This is a genomic window from Campylobacter pinnipediorum subsp. pinnipediorum (assembly GCF_002021925.1).
Classification (GTDB): Bacteria; Campylobacterota; Campylobacteria; order Campylobacterales; family Campylobacteraceae; genus Campylobacter_A; species Campylobacter_A pinnipediorum.
Map to the genome: position 1 here is coordinate 223,457 of NZ_CP012546.1, position 15,809 is coordinate 239,265.

General features: G+C 30.6%; 19 protein-coding genes. 16 read left to right on the forward strand and 3 right to left on the reverse strand.

Features of this window, described 5'->3' with window-relative positions:
• Positions 1 to 141 precede the first annotated feature (141 nt).
• From CPIN17260_RS01155 to rplQ, 11 genes are all read left to right on the forward strand, one after another.
• The gene (locus tag CPIN17260_RS01155) at positions 142 to 1,680 is read left to right on the forward strand and encodes a flavocytochrome c (RefSeq protein ID WP_078440431.1); all 1,539 of its coding nucleotides are present in this window, start codon (positions 142 to 144) and stop codon (positions 1,678 to 1,680) included.
• 66 nt (positions 1,681 to 1,746) lie between these two features.
• Positions 1,747 to 2,169 carry a cytochrome c3 family protein gene (locus CPIN17260_RS01160; RefSeq protein ID WP_078440432.1) on the forward strand — a complete coding sequence of 141 codons (423 nt, stop codon included), beginning with the start codon at positions 1,747 to 1,749 and terminating at the stop codon, positions 2,167 to 2,169.
• Positions 2,166 to 2,768: a cytochrome c3 family protein gene (locus CPIN17260_RS01165; protein ID WP_078440433.1), complete on the forward strand. Its 603-nt coding sequence runs from the start codon at positions 2,166 to 2,168 to the stop codon at positions 2,766 to 2,768. The genes CPIN17260_RS01160 and CPIN17260_RS01165 overlap by 4 nt, the downstream gene beginning before the upstream one ends.
• Positions 2,769 to 2,878: 110 nt before the next feature.
• Positions 2,879 to 3,133, forward strand: a complete 255-nt coding sequence (locus CPIN17260_RS01170) for a ComEA family DNA-binding protein (RefSeq protein WP_078398228.1) — start codon at positions 2,879 to 2,881, stop codon at positions 3,131 to 3,133.
• Positions 3,134 to 3,282: 149 nt separating this feature from the next.
• Positions 3,283 to 3,501, forward strand: a complete 219-nt coding sequence (gene infA, locus CPIN17260_RS01175) for a translation initiation factor IF-1 (RefSeq protein WP_009649712.1) — start codon at positions 3,283 to 3,285, stop codon at positions 3,499 to 3,501.
• A 186-nt stretch (positions 3,502 to 3,687) separates the two neighbouring features.
• Positions 3,688 to 3,801, forward strand: coding sequence for a 50S ribosomal protein L36 (gene rpmJ, locus CPIN17260_RS01180; protein ID WP_069632674.1), 114 nt, complete (start codon positions 3,688 to 3,690; stop codon positions 3,799 to 3,801).
• Positions 3,802 to 3,803: 2 nt separating this feature from the next.
• Positions 3,804 to 4,172 (forward strand): 30S ribosomal protein S13, encoded by a 369-nt coding sequence (gene rpsM, locus CPIN17260_RS01185; protein WP_069632675.1) that lies wholly within the window; start codon positions 3,804 to 3,806, stop codon positions 4,170 to 4,172.
• A 22-nt stretch (positions 4,173 to 4,194) separates the two neighbouring features.
• Positions 4,195 to 4,587 (forward strand): 30S ribosomal protein S11, encoded by a 393-nt coding sequence (rpsK, locus tag CPIN17260_RS01190; RefSeq protein ID WP_069632676.1) that lies wholly within the window; start codon positions 4,195 to 4,197, stop codon positions 4,585 to 4,587.
• 29 nt (positions 4,588 to 4,616) lie between these two features.
• Positions 4,617 to 5,243: a 30S ribosomal protein S4 gene (gene rpsD, locus CPIN17260_RS01195; RefSeq protein ID WP_069632677.1), complete on the forward strand. Its 627-nt coding sequence runs from the start codon at positions 4,617 to 4,619 to the stop codon at positions 5,241 to 5,243.
• Between the two features lie 15 nt (positions 5,244 to 5,258).
• On the forward strand, positions 5,259 to 6,275 hold the full coding sequence (locus CPIN17260_RS01200; RefSeq protein ID WP_069632678.1) for a DNA-directed RNA polymerase subunit alpha: 1,017 nt from the start codon (positions 5,259 to 5,261) through the stop codon (positions 6,273 to 6,275).
• Between the two features lies 1 nt (position 6,276).
• The gene (gene rplQ, locus CPIN17260_RS01205; RefSeq protein ID WP_069632679.1) at positions 6,277 to 6,627 is read left to right on the forward strand and encodes a 50S ribosomal protein L17; all 351 of its coding nucleotides are present in this window, start codon (positions 6,277 to 6,279) and stop codon (positions 6,625 to 6,627) included.
• Between the two features lie 429 nt (positions 6,628 to 7,056).
• On the opposite strand, the gene CPIN17260_RS01210 is transcribed toward rplQ, so the two are convergent.
• Together CPIN17260_RS01210 and CPIN17260_RS01215 are read right to left on the reverse strand one after the other, a co-directional pair.
• Positions 7,057 to 7,800 (reverse strand): HugZ family heme oxygenase, encoded by a 744-nt coding sequence (locus CPIN17260_RS01210; RefSeq protein ID WP_078387374.1) that lies wholly within the window; start codon positions 7,798 to 7,800, stop codon positions 7,057 to 7,059.
• A 307-nt stretch (positions 7,801 to 8,107) separates the two neighbouring features.
• A complete protein-coding gene (locus CPIN17260_RS01215; protein ID WP_086936817.1) occupies positions 8,108 to 8,815 on the reverse strand; it encodes a plasminogen-binding N-terminal domain-containing protein in 708 nt (235 codons plus the stop codon).
• Between the two features lie 124 nt (positions 8,816 to 8,939).
• Here CPIN17260_RS01215 and CPIN17260_RS01220 point away from each other — a divergent pair, with 124 nt between their 5' ends.
• The 4 genes from CPIN17260_RS01220 to CPIN17260_RS01235 are packed head-to-tail and all read left to right on the forward strand — an operon-like array spanning position 8,940 to position 12,584.
• Positions 8,940 to 10,109, forward strand: a complete 1,170-nt coding sequence (locus CPIN17260_RS01220) for a M23 family metallopeptidase (RefSeq protein ID WP_069632681.1) — start codon at positions 8,940 to 8,942, stop codon at positions 10,107 to 10,109.
• 11 nt (positions 10,110 to 10,120) lie between these two features.
• Complete coding sequence (mgtE, locus tag CPIN17260_RS01225) at positions 10,121 to 11,488, forward strand: magnesium transporter (protein WP_069632682.1); 1,368 nt, start codon at positions 10,121 to 10,123, stop codon at positions 11,486 to 11,488.
• Positions 11,473 to 12,063 (forward strand): NUDIX hydrolase, encoded by a 591-nt coding sequence (locus CPIN17260_RS01230; protein WP_069632683.1) that lies wholly within the window; start codon positions 11,473 to 11,475, stop codon positions 12,061 to 12,063. Before mgtE ends, CPIN17260_RS01230 begins: the two co-directional genes overlap by 16 nt.
• A 2-nt stretch (positions 12,064 to 12,065) precedes the next feature.
• Positions 12,066 to 12,584, forward strand: a complete 519-nt coding sequence (locus CPIN17260_RS01235) for a tetratricopeptide repeat protein (RefSeq protein ID WP_069636360.1) — start codon at positions 12,066 to 12,068, stop codon at positions 12,582 to 12,584.
• Positions 12,585 to 12,618: 34 nt separating this feature from the next.
• On the opposite strand, the gene CPIN17260_RS01240 is transcribed toward CPIN17260_RS01235, so the two are convergent.
• Positions 12,619 to 14,865: a molybdopterin oxidoreductase family protein gene (locus CPIN17260_RS01240; protein ID WP_226996957.1), complete on the reverse strand. Its 2,247-nt coding sequence runs from the start codon at positions 14,863 to 14,865 to the stop codon at positions 12,619 to 12,621.
• 269 nt (positions 14,866 to 15,134) lie between these two features.
• Between CPIN17260_RS01240 and CPIN17260_RS01250 the strand changes: the two genes are divergently transcribed.
• The gene (locus CPIN17260_RS01250; RefSeq protein WP_069636358.1) at positions 15,135 to 15,797 is read left to right on the forward strand and encodes a Crp/Fnr family transcriptional regulator; all 663 of its coding nucleotides are present in this window, start codon (positions 15,135 to 15,137) and stop codon (positions 15,795 to 15,797) included.
• Positions 15,798 to 15,809 lie beyond the last annotated feature (12 nt).

Here is a 15,809-nt window from a genome sequence, read left to right on the forward strand (position 1 = left end):
TCTTTGTATATTATAAAAAAAACTTATAAATTTATAAGTTAAAACTATTTGACATACTTGCTAAAAAGTTATATTATTATATAAAATTTAAATATAATAATTAATATTTATATTTAAAAAACTATATAAAGGAGTACCCTTATGGAAAATATGTCAAGAAGAAATATGCTCAAAATGAGCATGATTGGGGCTAGTGCATTAGCTTTAAGTGGCATAAATGCAAGTGCAGCATTAAACTCTAAAGATGTTAAGTTTGATGAAGAATACGATGTTGTTGTAATAGGCTCAGGATATGCTGGCATGGCTGCTGCTATAACTTCTGCTGAAAAAGGACTTAAAGTTCTTGTTATTGAAAAAATGGGTCGCCTTGGTGGTAACTCAGTTATAAATGGTGGATTATTTGCTGTTGTAAATAGCCCTAAACAAAAAACAGAAGGCGTAAAAGACTCTTTTGAAACGTATATGAATGACTGTTTAAAAGCTGGTTTGCAAATAAACCATCCAGAAAACCTTAAAATTATTGCAGATCGTGGAAATGATGCTTTAAAATTAACAGAAAAATGTGGTGCAAAATATTTTGAAAAACTATCACATCTTGGTGGACACTCTGTTCCAAGAACATATTTATCAGCAAACAGTAGTGGTTCTGGTATATTGCAGCCTATGATTGAGTATTTTTCAAAATTAGATAATGGCACAATAAAAAGAAGAACTAAATTTGATGACTTCATTCTTGATGATTCAGGACGAGTTATTGGAATATCAGCTAGAGAAAATTACAAATTCGACTCAAAGCTTTTAGATGATCACATGGAAAATAAAACAGGAGATCAAAAATACTTTAAAGCTAAAAGAGGTGTTGTTTTAGCGGCTGGTGGATTTTCTAGAGATGTATTTTTAAGAAACATGCAAGATCCTGGCATACCTGTAGATACAGACTCTACAAACCAACCTGGTGCTACTGGCGAAGTTTTGATGAAAACATTTGAGCTTGGAGCAGTGCCAGTTCATTTGTCTTGGATTCAGTTTGGTCCATGGGCTTGTCCTGATGAAAAAGGTTTTGGATCAGCTTCTAACTTTAATATAAATGCTACATTTAGATATGGAATTTCTGTTAATCCAAAAACAGGAAAACGCTTTATGAATGAACTTGCAGATAGAAGAACTAGGGCTCAAGCAATGTTTAAAGTGATTAATGGTGATGACAAAAATTATCCTATTAACATTTGTGATCAAGCCGGAGTTGATAAAATTACTCCAGAAATTGCAGAAAAAGCTGTAAACTCAGGAGTAGTTAAAAAGTTTAATTCCATAGAAGATATAGCAAAAGAATATAATATTTCAGCAGCTGAGCTTAAAAAAACAATTAATGCATACAATAGCTATGTAGTGTCTAAGAAAGATCCAGAATTTGGCAAACCTGTTCATACACTAGAGGGAGTACAAATTGTTAAAGCACCATTTTATGCAACAAAAGGCGTGCCAAAACTTCATCATACTATGGGTGGTCTAAAAATAAATGAAAAAGCTCAAGTGGTTTCTACTATCACAAGAAAACCTATTCCAGGTTTATATGCTGCTGGAGAAATTACAGGAGGAACTCATGGCGCAAGTAGACTAGGAAGCTGCGCTATACCTGATTGTCTAGTATTTGGTATGATAGCTGGAGAAAATATTTAAATCAATTTTGTTTTAGTAAGCTTAGGATAAAAAATCCTAAGCTTATATTAAAGAAACGGAGAATTTATGAAATTTAAAATATTTTATTTAATCATTTTTTTATTTTCCTGTATATCGCAAATTTATGCCGTAGACAAAAATACGACAAAAATAGAGATAACAAAAGAAATACAGGATAAATATCCTATTAAACCACATCATTCAAATATAATGCTTTCTTGTTTGAATTGTCATCAAGGACAAGGGAATGATGTTACAAAGTTTAAAGCTATTGGTGATAAGGGCTGTATATCCTGTCATGGAGATAAAAAAAGAGTAGCACAAAGGCTTGAGTATATGGATATGTTAAAAGCAAATCCGCATAATTCAATTCATGATGGACCTACATTGTTTTGTGATGAATGTCATAATGAGCATAAAAAATCAACCAATATGTGTTTAGAATGCCATGAGAGTGAAGTAAAACATTGGATGAGGGTAACGCCATGAAAAAAAGAATAATAATTTTTATCTTTATAATAGGTGGTTTATTTGGACTTATAGCATCTCTTGGGGTTTATTATGGACTTGCTGCAACAAGTGATGAAAAATTTTGTGTGATTTGCCATGAGATGGATCCTATGGTTATCGCTTATAGCAAGGATGTGCATAGTGGCATAGGTAAAACCGGTGTAAAAGCTAAATGTGTTGATTGTCACTTGCCACATGATAATATTATAAATTATATATATGCAAAAGCTAGAAATGGTGTTGTAGAAGGTGCTATTCACTTTTTTGGAGATGCTGAAAATATAAATTGGCATGAAAATAGAAAGAATAGAAAAGATTTTGTTTTTGATGATGGATGTTTACATTGTCATACAAATATTTATGACAATAAGCTAATATCAGCAAAAGCTAATGAAATGCATGAGCATTATAAATCTTTGCTAAGTACAGATAAAAAACTTGGTTGTGCTTCTTGCCATGTTGAGGTTGGACATACCGGACTTCATAATATGCTTAATTACTGGAATCCACAATACGAAACATACAAAGATAAAGCATTAAAGAAAAAAGAAGAGCTTAAAAAAGAGTATTTTAAATAAGCTATTTAGAATTTTATGTGATTAGAATTAATACTCATCACATAAAATTCAGATTATTGTAATATATATTTATGTAAAATAAAATACAAATTTTATATAAAGGATAAGTTATGAATAAATTAGTATTGTCTTTAATGCTTTTGGTTTCGTATATATTAGCAGCTGTAAATTTAAATACAGCCACAAAAGAAGAGTTAATGAGTTTAAAAGGCATAGGCAACTCAAAAGCTGAAGCTATAATAGAATATAGAAAAGCAAATCCGTTTAAAAGCACAGAAGATCTAAAAAATGTAAAAGGTATTGGGGATTCTATTTATAAAAAGTTAGAAAAAGAATTAACGGTTTCTAATACAAAAAATAAATAAAATAAGTTATTTGAGCATTTTTTATATGCTCAAATTTTGTATTTCAATCAAAATCTTTTACGAAATTTTATTTTTAATGTAAGTTAAATTTAATATTTGCTATAATTGCGATTTTTAAATCAAAAAAATACTTAAACAAAGAGAGAATGATGGCTAAAGATGATGTAATAGAAATTGATGGTAATGTTGTAGAAGCATTGCCTAATGCAACTTTTAAAGTTGAACTTGATAATAAACATGTGATTTTATGCCATATAGCCGGCAAAATGAGAATGCACTATATAAAAATTATGCCAGGAGATAGAGTTAAAGTAGAACTTACTCCATATAGTCTTGATAAGGGCAGAATAACATATCGCTACAAATAATACCTTATTTTTAACATAATTTAAAATTTTATAAAGTTTATTTTGGTATAATCCATGCTTCGCAACAAAGCTGTATGAAGAATTATTTTTAAAGATTATCACTTTTTTTTAAAAATAGTTGGTTTATATTTTCAATAAACCTGTATGCAGTTTGCTAAAAGTGAAATAAATTTTTAGGAGACTAGAATGAAAGTTCGTCCTTCTGTTAAGAAGATGTGTGACAAGTGCAAAGTTGTCAAGCGTAATGGTATAGTTCGTGTTATTTGCGAAAATCCAAAACATAAACAAAGACAAGGATAAGTATGGCACGTATAGCAGGTGTAGATTTACCAAATAGAAAAAGAGTAGAGTATGGATTGACTTATATATATGGTATAGGTCTTTACAAATCACGTCAAATTCTTGATGCTGTTGGAATATCTTATGATAAAAGAGTTCATGAGCTTACTGAAGATGAGGCAGCAGCTATAAGAAAAGAGATTCAAGAACATCACATCGTTGAAGGTGATTTAAGAAAACAAGTAGCTATGGATATAAAGGCACTTATGGATCTTGGTAGTTATCGTGGTCTTCGCCATAGAAAAGGTCTTCCTGTTCGTGGTCAAAAAACAAAGACAAATGCACGCACAAGAAAAGGTAAGCGTAAAACTGTCGGTGCAGCAACCAAGTAGTCGATTGTTAAAGGATAAATAAATGGCAAAAAGAAAAATTGTAAAGAAAAAAGTAGTTAAAAAAAATATAGCCAAAGGTATCGTTTACATCAGTGCTACATTTAATAATACAATGGTTACAGTTACTGATGAGATGGGAAATGCTATAGCTTGGAGTAGTGCAGGTGGACTTGGTTTTAAAGGTAGTAAAAAATCAACTCCTTATGCAGCACAACAAGCAGTAGAAGATGCTTTAAGTAAAGCTAAAGAGCATGGTATAAAAGAAGTTGGTATAAAAGTTCAAGGTCCAGGAAGTGGACGCGAAACAGCTGTTAAAAGCGTTGGTGCAGTAGAGGGTATAAAAGTTACTTTCTTAAAGGATATTACACCGCTTGCACATAATGGTTGCAGACCACCAAAACGCCGTCGCGTCTAATGAAGTTAAAGATTTAGGAGAATATTAAAATGGCTAGATACACAGGACCTGTTGAAAAACTAGAGAGACGTTTAGGTGTTTCTCTTGCATTAAAAGGCGAAAGAAGACTTGCTGGCAAGAGTGCATTAGATAAAAGACCTTTTGCGCCAGGGCAGCATGGACAAAGACGTGCAAAAATAAGCGAGTATGGTTTACAATTAAGAGAAAAACAAAAAGCTAAATTTATGTACGGAATAAGTGAAAAACAATTTAGAAGATTATTTTTTGAAGCAGCAAGAAGAGAAGGCAACACAGGTGCTTTACTTGTTCAATTATTAGAACAAAGACTTGACAATGTTGTTTACAGAATGGGATTTGCTACAACTAGAAGATTTTCTAGACAGCTAGTTACCCATGGGCATATTTTAGTAAATGGTAGAAAAGTTGACATACCATCTTATAAAGTTGAACCTGGTGATAAAGTAGAAGTTGCAGAAAAATCAAAAAATAACCCACAAATAGTTCGTGCTATTGATTTAACAGCACAAACCGGCATTGTAGCTTGGGTTGATGTTGAAAAAGATAAGAAATTTGGAATTTTCACTAGAAAACCAGAAAGAGAAGAAGTTATCATTCCTGTTGAGGAAAGATTTATAGTTGAGTTATATTCAAAATAATTAGAAAGTTCGATAATGAGAAAAATTACTACGTCAGCTTACATGCCAACTGAAATAAAAGTTGAAAGTATTAGCGAAAATATGGCAAAAATAATCGCTTATCCTTTTGAGGCAGGTTATGCGGTGACATTGGCACATCCTCTTCGTCGTCTTCTTTATACAAGCACAGTTGGTTTTGCACCAACTGGAATTAAAATAAAAGGCGTAACTCATGAATTTGATAGCATGAGAGGCATGCTTGAAGATGTTGCTTTGTTTATTATTAATTTAAAGAACTTGCGTTTCAAGCTAAAAAACGATAGCCAACGTGAAGTTATTGAATATAATTTTAAGGGGCACAAAGAGATTATAGGCGCTGATTTAAATAATGATTTAGTTGAAATTGTAAATCCAAGCGAATACCTTGCTACATTAAATGAAGATGCTGAATTAAGCTTTCAGTTGATTGTTCAAAAAGGTATAGGTTATGTTTCAAGTGAAGATTTAAGAAGCAGTGTTGATGAAGATTATATAGCTCTTGATGCATTCTTTACACCAGTAAAAAAAGCTATATATGATATAGAAAATGTATTGGTTGAAGATACACCAGATTTTGAAAAAATTATCTTTACGATCACTACAGATGGTCAAGTTAAACCTATAGAAGCATTTAAAAATAGCTTGGAAGCTATGTATCAACAAATGTCAGTATTTAAGGGAATACTGAATATAGATTTAGATACACCTGTTGTAAGTTCTAACGCTAACAGTGAGTATTCAAAATTGTTATCTAGCGTAGAAGAATTAAATTTAAGTGCAAGAAGTTTTAATTGTATAGATAAAGCAGATATAAAATACATAGGTGAATTAGCTTTAATGGATGAAGCAGAACTTAAAGAGCTTAAAAATCTTGGTAAAAAATCTCTAGATGAAATAAAGGCTATAATGGAAGAAATAGGTTATCCTGTAGGAGCTACTCTTCCAAGAGATGCTAAAGAATATCTTAAGAAAAAAATAGCCGAATTAAAAACACAAACAAACGCAAAGGAATAAAATGAGACATAAACATGGATATAGAAAACTTGGTAGAACCTCATCTCATCGTTCTGCGTTGCTTAAAAATTTAGCAATTGCTATTATTAAAAGTGAAAAGATTGAAACAACTTTACATAAAGCAAAAGAACTTAGAGGATATGTAGAAAAACTTATAACTAGAGCAAGAAAAGGTGATTTTAATGCTCATAGAGCAGTTTTTGCAAGTTTACAAGACAAAGAAACTACAAATAAATTAGTTACAGAAATAGCTCCTAAGTATGCGGATAGAAATGGTGGATATACTAGAATAATAAAAACTCGTATACGCCGTGGAGATGCTGCAGAAATGGCTTATATAGAGCTAGTTTAATTTATTAAACCCAATAAGATTTAAAATCTTATTGGGTTATCTTTTGCTACAAAAACTTATATTTTATCTTTAAACATTTTTTATTAAAAGTTAGATTTTGTTTAAATAAAACATTCACAAATATTAAAATTTCTATTAATAAATTTAATTCTGTTAAACATAGGCTTGTTAAAAAATCTTTGTATTTAATTTTTAAAGAATTTCAAAATATAAGTTCTTTTGTTTGTCAATTTCTATCTATGGCAGGCTTTGCTTTTAGCTTCATTAAAACAAAAACAATAATTAAAGCTTATATGTAAAATAAATATCAAATAAAGTGTTCTTAAATATTTTATTAAAGCACATAACAAATAGCTTGAAATATTAGATATATTATAATTATTTTTTATGGAAGTTCATCGGATAAAGAAATATCCGATGATTTGTTTTTTAGTGTTGTTTTATGTGAGGGTTATTTACTCTTTCTTCGTTTGCTATTTTTAGTCCTTCTATATCGTATGCGGCTCCAAATCCTTTTACATAACGTCCAGTTTTGGGTGTTAATTTAACAACATAGAAATCTTTCATAGTTTTTATAAAAGAAAGTGCTGATTCATTTGGATTTAATTTTTCAAACTTATCCATTATATCAGCTCTTTTTGCATCATCTACAAATTCAGCTACAACATTTAAGCTTACCCTAACTCTAGCAAATAAGCTTTTAGCCTCTTTTTCATCTTGTATAAAAAAAACTGAAATATTATTTGGATTTTGTTTAATAGCATGATAATGTTTTGCTACTGATGATATGCATATATAAAAAGCGTCACCTTCTTTTACAAATGGTGAGTATGATGATACTGGTTGTCCATCTTTGATGCTTGAAATTACTAAAGTTTTAAAGCTATCCATAAACTCAACCATGTTTTTTTGAACTTTGCTTGTACTAGAATCTTCTTTTACGCTAGCATATAGTTCTATGATTGCATCTTTATATCCATCATGATCTTCTACTTTGGTAATAAATGGAACAAATATAACATCGTCATTGCAAGTTATTTCTATACCGTTTTCGTTCATGTCTGTCATTTTTATATTTGTTGTGTCTGCATTAGCATTGCCAAATTTCTTATAAACACTAATAAGAACTTCTACATGATCTTTGTTCATGTGATCTATTGCTCTTTGTTTCAATTGTACTCCTTGAATGATATTAAAGTAACATATTCTATTAAAACTTACTTTAAAAAGGATTTAAAACTTTTTATTACTTGATTTTTATCTAATGTTATAATAATTTATATTTGAAGCTTATAATTTATAATGTCATATTTAGTAATTTTTTAATATGTTAGCTTAAAAATTTTATTTAAGTTAAATACTAATTTTATTTTTTAAAAAGCCTAATGTGGTTTTTATAGAAACATAGGTTGATATTTTTTTTATTTTAAGGCTAGAGCCAACCTATAATTATAAATTGGCTTTTTAAGCTATAAGTAATTTATTGGTTTAATAGTTTATCGTAATGAGAATCGTAGTTGTTTATATGTTCACTGTTTAATTTATAAAATATAGTATCAATATCTTTTACACGGGTATAAAATGGTAGTTGATAATATTCAACTTCACCACTTTTAAACTCTTTTATTACATCAAAGCTTTGGCAGTCTGCAAAAACACTTTTTTTATCCATTGCTATAAATATTAAACCACTGGCACTTTGAGAACACATTTTTCTAAAATCATCTCTGCTAGGGTTTGGCTTATATTCATAACTTAAATAAGCACCAACAATATCTGGATGTATAAAAGTTATATTTTTAAAAGAAGACACTACTTCTTCATATATTTCTTTGTTTGGAACAATAATTAAAGCTCTTGAATATAGATAATTTAATATTATTTCATCGCCTTTTTGTGGCGCTATGCCAGGCATAGGAAGTGCTTTTTGTGCTAATGAATCAAAAACTTCAAATCTTACTTTTGCGAACCCCCCTTTTTTTGATACAACACTAACCCTTGCTATTATAGAGTTGTCGTAATCGCCGAATTTATGGATAACAATACCACTTGAACCAACAACAATATCTGGGCTATCTATTATTGTTGCTACTCCATTTTCTTCTATGCTTATAATTGGAGTTTTGTATTCTGCCATACTAAAATCAGCACAAAAACTAACAATAAATAACGAAACTAGAATAAACATAATTTTTTTCAAAATAACTTCCTTATAAATAAAATTGGCTAGATTATAACCTAAAATGCTTTATTTTTTGCATAATTTAAAGAAATTTTTAGTAATATAATAAGATTTTTTATAAAGGATTCTGATGTTAAAACCAATAATTGCTCTTGTATTATTAATTATAAATTTATACGCTATAAAACCAAGCGTAGAAGAGTTAAGTTGGCCAAGCGGAACTCCTTTTTTAAGCTTTTTAGAGAAAAATAAAATACCATTATCCGTTTTTTATAATCTTTCTAGTGAAGATAAAGAGCTAGCAGCTGAAATTTTTGCAGGATTAAAATATCAAATTTCAAGAGATAATAATGGGAATGTCTTACAAATTTTGATACCAGTAAATGATGAATTACAAATTCATATATATAAAGATGCAAATGATATTTTTAAGTTAGATTTTATTCCAATTTCTTACGAGATTCAAGAAAAAGTTTTAAATATTAATTTAGAGCGTTCTGTAACTGAAGATATCTATAATTATACTGGTTCTGTTGCACTTGCTGTTGGTTTTAGAGATGCTTTTAAAAATGAAGGAATTGATTTTAGAAAGGTTAGAAAGGGCGATAGGATAGTTATACTTTATACCCAGAAGATAAGGCTTGGCAAAATATTTGGAACTCCTGATATTCATGCTGCGATGATTGAAACAAGAGGTAGAAAAAATATCGTTTATGGTTATAATGATAAATTTTATGATCAAAGTGGAAAAGACAAGACAAAAGTAGCTTTTGTTAGACCTTTAAAAAATATAAGGATAACATCTCCTTTTACCTTAAAGAGGTGGCACCCAATCTTAAAGAGATATAGAGCCCATTTGGGTGTTGATTATGGAGCTCCACGAGGAACTCCTGTTAAATCATCTGCTGATGGAAAAGTGAGATTTATAGGTAGAAAAAATGGATATGGCAAAACAATAATTATATCCCACGGTGGCGGCTATGAGACGCTATATGCTCACTTAAATGGCTATGCCAAAGACTTGAAGGTAAATCAGACAGTTTCTCAAGGTAAGCTTATAGGTTATGTTGGAAGCACTGGTATTAGCACTGGACCTCATTTGCATTTTGGATTTTATATCAACAATAAACCTGTTAACCCTGAAAAAATGATGAAAGTTGTAAGAAGTATATCTGGTGGAAAAAGCGGTAAGAAATTTAGAGCTATTGTTGATAAATACAGTAAAGAAATTAATAAATACAATCAAGAAAATTTAACAACTCAAAAAGCTGAGAAAATTCTAGATGTAGTTGAATATTAAAAAGGTTTAATGTGAATACTGATGATATTAAAGAGGTACAAAAAGTTTTAGACCTTTATTTAAAACAAGATTTAGAAAATGAGCTTAGTGCTTACGATATAGCACAGCACTTAAAAGCATTAAAGTATCATGATGAAGATGTTTATACTAGTTATCTAGCTAGAATAAAAACCGATGTATTAGGTGATGTTGCTATTGAGCTTCCTGAATCACTTCTAAAAGATGTTATAGAAAATATATCTACCGATAAGATGGTTGAGGCCCTAGAAGAGCTTGAAAGTGATGATCAAACAGATCTTTTACAATACATCAAAGATATAGATGAAGATAAAGCAAAAGAGATATTTGATGGTCTTGATAAAGAAGATCAAGCTGATGTTTTAAGACTTGGAAGCTATTCCAATGATGAATCGGGTGCTTATATGCAAACCGAGCTTTTTTGGGCTTATGCTGATGAAAAATTAGGTGATGCTGTAACAAGACTTCGTGAACAAAAAAATGCCGGCGAACTAGAAAACATATCTCAACTTTTTATTGTAAATAATGATAAAATTTTAAAATACACTATACCTCTTGAAGAGCTGATTTTGTTTGATTTTTCAAAGAAATTACAACAAATAATACAAGAACACGAACCTGATTATTATAGTCCTTATTCGGCACTTGATACACAAGATATAAAAGATACGGTTGCATTGGTTCAAGAGTATGATTTAAATGTTATCGCTGTTGTTGATAGCAAGGGTATTTTGCTTGGTCGTATTACAGCAGATGATATTCACGACTTTATTCAAGAGAGTGCAACTGAGCAAATTTATAATCTAGCTGGTCTTAATGATGAAGCTGAGGAAGAGGATACTTTAGCAAAAGCTGGTAAAGCAAGGGCTGTTTGGCTTTTTATAAATCTTTTTACGGCTATCGTAAGCTCTTCCATTATAGGTATTTTTGATGATGCTATTGCATCTTATGTAGCACTTGCTGTTTTGATGCCGATAGTTGCATCCATGGGTGGAAATACAGGTACGCAAGCACTTACTGTTACGGTTCGCAGGCTTACTTTGGGCGAGATAGAATTTAAGGATGCAAAGTATGTTTTAAGACGAGAGGTAGGAATATCTATAATAAACGGTGTTATTTTTGGTGCTGTTATGGGTGTTATCTCTTGGCTTTGGTTTGATAAGGCTCTTTTGGGTCTTGTTGTAGCTTGTAGTATGCTTGTAAATTTATCTTTGGCTGGATTTTTTGGGACAGTTATACCACTTACTCTTAAGCGTTTAAATATAGATCCAGCTGTTGGATCTGCTGTTTTGCTTACAACTTTTACTGATGGCATAGGATTTTTTAGTTTTTTAGGACTTGCAAAATGGATACTTATATAACAGAATTAAATATTTTACCACTTAGCGAATCAAAATATCTCAAACCTTTTAAGATGGAATTTAAACAAAATGGAAAACTTAGAGATTGGGATTGCGTAAAGGCTTTTAATAGCGTTTCTATACTCCTTTATCATGTAGAAAAAGATGCTTTTTTGTTTGTTAAGCAGTTTAGGCCAGCTGTTTGGTATTCTCAAGAAAAAGAAAATATAAAAAGCACAGAACAAGGTTTTACATATGAACTTTGTGCTGGCATTATGGACAAGTGTAAAACTGAAGAACAAACAATCAAAGAAGAGTGTATAGAAGAAGTAGGCTATGATATAAAGGATGTTTTTCGTATAACAATGTGTTATTCTGCATTGGGTTTTGGTGGTGCTACTCAAACTATGTTTTATGCGCAAATAGACGAGAGTATGAAGATAAGTGAAGGTGGCGGTATAGATGATGAGAGTATTGAACTCGTGTTTGTGCCTAGAAATAAAATTGATGAGTTTTTATATGATGAGAGCAAGGTAAAAGGTTTTGGCATGTTATTTGCCATTTCGTGGTGGAAAGATAAATTTAATAAGGAATGAAAATGAAAAAAATTGTTTTTTTATTTGTTTTGTCTGTTTTTTGCTTTGGTATGGGAGCAAATGATAAGCTTGCTGGTGGTGTAAAACCAAGCGAGGATGTTGTTCTTGATAAAGAGTATGAAAAATCAGCAAAAATTTTTAAAGAGAGCTGTGAAAAAGGAAATATGTATAATTGCTATAATCTAGGAAAATTTTATAGCGATGGCAGGGGTGTTATACAAAGTGATATAAATGCTTTAAAGTATTTTCAAATTTCTTGCGATGGAAGATTGCCTTATGGATGTTTTATGCTAGGTGAGATATTTTATAATCAAAAAGATTTTGAAAAAGCTGTAAATAATTACTCATTATCTTGTGATTATGGTGATGATAAAGGATGTTTGAAACTAGCTGAAGCTTATTATGCTGGCGAAGGTGTTGCAAAAGATTTATCAAAAGCTAGAGATTTATCACAAAAAGCTTGTCAAATGGGTAATGATAAAGCCTGTATGGCATATGAAAATTTAAAACAACAACAATAAATTATAATAAAGCAGTCAAAAAGACTGCTTTATGTTATGTGTATCTTTTTGGTGAGAGATAAGGTGTTTCTGAGTGCATACTCATTTCATTTAACTCTCTAAATTTTATAAACTCATCTTCTGTAAGTTTTTTTATGTTTGCTATTGTTATTTTCAAAGGAGTCATGCCTGACAATGGGTCTGTATCATTAGCATTTGCAAGCTCATTTCCATCAGCTTCGCTATAATGGAAAGTCGTAAATATAGTTCCTTCTCTCAAATCGTGATTTATTCTGAGTTTTGCAGCTATTTTGCCTCTTTTGTTACTAACAAGCGCATAACATCCATCCTCAAGTTCTCGCTCTCGTGCTATATCTGGGCTAACTTCTATAAGCGCTCCTTCTAATCCAGCCCCATATTCTAAAGCCGGACACTCTCTTGTCATTGTTCCTGTGTGGTAGTGATAAACCTTGCGACCTGTTGTAAATAAGCAAGGATAAACTTCATCTGGAACCTCACTTAGAGATCCACTACCAACTGGATAATCTTTGTCTATATTCATTTTTATCCTAAAATCCTCTTCCATTTTTGCTCTTGCATCTTTAGAATCAGAATATAAAACAGGAACTAGTTTAAATTTTTTATCAGGAAGCATTGAGTTTTTATCTGTATATAAAACAGGTGTTCCAGGATGGTCTTCATCAGGACAAGGCCAAGATATACCGCCAAGCTTATCTAAACGATAATAACTTATACCTCCAAAATATTTAGGCATAAGTTCTCTTAGTTCATTCCATACACTTGCCGCTGTATAAAAATTAAAGCCTTCTAGCCCCATTCTTTGGGCTATATTACATACTATTTTCCAGTCAGGCTCTAAGCCTTTTGCAGGTATGCTAGCAGCTCTTGTTCTTTGAACTCTTCTTGAAGTATTGATAAATGTTCCATCTTTTTCTCCCCATCCGGCAGCTGGAAGCGCTACATCAGCTTTTTGCGCACTTTCTGTTAAAAACAAATCTTGGACTATAAAATAATCTAGCTTATGTATAGAATGGACAAAGTGCTCTGTCCAAGGATCGCTCATAACAGGGTTTTCTCCATAAACATATAAAAGTTTTAATTCCCCACTATCCATTTTATCTGGCGCTTGTGTTAGCTTAAAGCCCGGAGTTGGGTTTAGATCAAAATGCCATACTTTTTTTGCTTGTTGTTGAGCGTATTCACTATTTACAGCACCAGCTGGAATAACATTTGGTAAAGCTCCCATATCACATGAGCCTTGAACATTATTTTGACCCCTTAGTGGATTTACGCCAGCTCCTTTTTTGCCTATATTTCCCGTGATTAATGCTAGATTAGAAAGAGAAAAGACATTTGAAGTTCCATCGGTAAATTGAGTAATCCCCATTGTGTAGCAAATAGCGGCAGTATTTGCCTTTGCGTATAATCTAGCAGCTTGTATTATAAGCTCTTTTTTTATTCCTGTATCGGCTTCAAATTTTTCAGGAGTAAAGTCCTTAACAGCTTCTTTTATTAGTTCATAGCCTGTTGTATGGTTGTCTATAAATTCCTGATCTTGTAAATTTTCACTAATGATTATATTTATAATTGTATTTAGTGTTTTTATGTTTGAGCCTATTGGAATTTGTAGATATATATCAGCTTTTTTTGCCATATCTGTTCTTTTTGGATCCACCACTATCATTTTTGCGCCACGTTCCAAGCCCCTTTGCATTTGCATGGCTATTATAGGATGGCATTCGCTTGTATTTGTTCCTATTAGAAAAAATACATCTGTATCTGTAGCAAATTCAACCAAATCATTTGTCATTGTTCCATTTCCTAAAGTACTGGTAAGACCTACCACTGTTGGACCATGTCAAAGACGAGCGCAATGATCTATATTGTTGCTACCTTGAGCTCTAAAAAATTTTTGAAAAACATAATTGTCTTCGTTGTTTGATCTAGCTGAGCTAAATCCCATTATAGAATTAGGACCATATTTGCTCACCGTTTCTTTGAATTTAGAAGCTACAAAATCATAAGCTTCATCAAAACTAACTTCACAAAGTTCCCCATCTTTGTTAAATACGCCATTTTTTTTGCGTATCATTGGCTTTGTTATTCTTTTTGAAGAATTTACAAATTCCCAACCAAACATTCCTTTTAAACAAAGCTCTCCATCGTTTATATGATGATCTTTTGTTGCTTGGGCACCAATTATCCTTCCATTTTTTACGATCAAGTCTATACCGCAACCAGTACCACAATAGGGACAGGTTGTTTTGACTATATTTTCCATAAAACCTCCTTTAAAGATCATAATTTGCGATTATACTCCTAAAAAAATAAATTAATTTTTAAATTTAATATATTTTTAATAATATGCTAAATATGAATATTGTAAAATATTGTATTTTTGGTTATTTAAGCTAAATAAATAATATAAATTACATATATAATAATACTAAACTGAAAAAAATAATATTTAAAAAAAAATAATATTTTAAAAATTAAGTATTTTTAATTTATAATTTAAAAATATATTTTATTATATTTAAAGAAAAAGTAATGAAAAAGACAAGAACTAGAATAGGCTTAGCTGAATTAGAAATAAATAATTTATTAAAAAAAGAAGAATATAAAACCTTATTTAAGCATCGATTATTAAAAAAAGATAGTATTTTGTATACAGATAATATTAGCATTGTTATTATCAAAAATGGTTCGGCAAAATTATCTTTTTTTGAAGATGGAGATGAATTTATAATCTATCATGTCCTAAAAAATAATATAACCATACTTGATGATAGTTGTGCTTTAGAATTTTTAGAAGATAGTGAAATTTATAGCATAGAGTTAGAAGATGAAAAAGATATCTTTCAAAGTTTTGAGTTTAATAAAATAACAAATGAAGCTCTTATTGAAATAATTTTACTTCAAAGAAAAATTATAAAATCCATTTTATATGAAAGCGCAAAAGGGAGAATAGCAAATTTCTTAATAGAGTTAGCAAAAGAGCAAGATTTAAAGCAAAATAGCTATTATTATGTATTTTTACCTTTTTCGGTTAAAGTGCTTTCTTCTTTTGTTGGGCTTAAGCGACAAAGTGCCTCAACTGCTTTTAATGAACTTATTAAAGATGATATTATAAGAAAATTAACAGCTCATGAGTTTTTAATTATAGATTTTAATGCACTTCAAAGCTATACAAATTATAATTGTTTGGATTAGAATTTGTTAAAA

What these genes read in the sequence shown, in the direction of transcription:
- CPIN17260_RS01155 (WP_078440431.1), top strand. Translation starts at nt 142, where the DNA reads ATGGAAAATATGTCAAGAAGAAATATGCTCAAAATGAGCATGATTGGG.
- CPIN17260_RS01160 (WP_078440432.1), top strand. Translation starts at nt 1,747, where the DNA reads ATGAAATTTAAAATATTTTATTTAATCATTTTTTTATTTTCCTGTATA.
- CPIN17260_RS01165 (WP_078440433.1), top strand. Translation starts at nt 2,166, where the DNA reads ATGAAAAAAAGAATAATAATTTTTATCTTTATAATAGGTGGTTTATTT.
- CPIN17260_RS01170 (WP_078398228.1), top strand. Translation starts at nt 2,879, where the DNA reads ATGAATAAATTAGTATTGTCTTTAATGCTTTTGGTTTCGTATATATTA.
- infA (WP_009649712.1), top strand. Translation starts at nt 3,283, where the DNA reads ATGGCTAAAGATGATGTAATAGAAATTGATGGTAATGTTGTAGAAGCA.
- rpmJ (WP_069632674.1), top strand. Translation starts at nt 3,688, where the DNA reads ATGAAAGTTCGTCCTTCTGTTAAGAAGATGTGTGACAAGTGCAAAGTT.
- rpsM (WP_069632675.1), top strand. Translation starts at nt 3,804, where the DNA reads ATGGCACGTATAGCAGGTGTAGATTTACCAAATAGAAAAAGAGTAGAG.
- rpsK (WP_069632676.1), top strand. Translation starts at nt 4,195, where the DNA reads ATGGCAAAAAGAAAAATTGTAAAGAAAAAAGTAGTTAAAAAAAATATA.
- rpsD (WP_069632677.1), top strand. Translation starts at nt 4,617, where the DNA reads ATGGCTAGATACACAGGACCTGTTGAAAAACTAGAGAGACGTTTAGGT.
- CPIN17260_RS01200 (WP_069632678.1), top strand. Translation starts at nt 5,259, where the DNA reads ATGAGAAAAATTACTACGTCAGCTTACATGCCAACTGAAATAAAAGTT.
- rplQ (WP_069632679.1), top strand. Translation starts at nt 6,277, where the DNA reads ATGAGACATAAACATGGATATAGAAAACTTGGTAGAACCTCATCTCAT.
- CPIN17260_RS01215 (WP_086936817.1), bottom strand. Translation starts at nt 8,815, where the DNA reads ATGTTTATTCTAGTTTCGTTATTTATTGTTAGTTTTTGTGCTGATTTT.
- CPIN17260_RS01220 (WP_069632681.1), top strand. Translation starts at nt 8,940, where the DNA reads ATGTTAAAACCAATAATTGCTCTTGTATTATTAATTATAAATTTATAC.
- CPIN17260_RS01230 (WP_069632683.1), top strand. Translation starts at nt 11,473, where the DNA reads ATGGATACTTATATAACAGAATTAAATATTTTACCACTTAGCGAATCA.
- CPIN17260_RS01235 (WP_069636360.1), top strand. Translation starts at nt 12,066, where the DNA reads ATGAAAAAAATTGTTTTTTTATTTGTTTTGTCTGTTTTTTGCTTTGGT.
- CPIN17260_RS01250 (WP_069636358.1), top strand. Translation starts at nt 15,135, where the DNA reads ATGAAAAAGACAAGAACTAGAATAGGCTTAGCTGAATTAGAAATAAAT.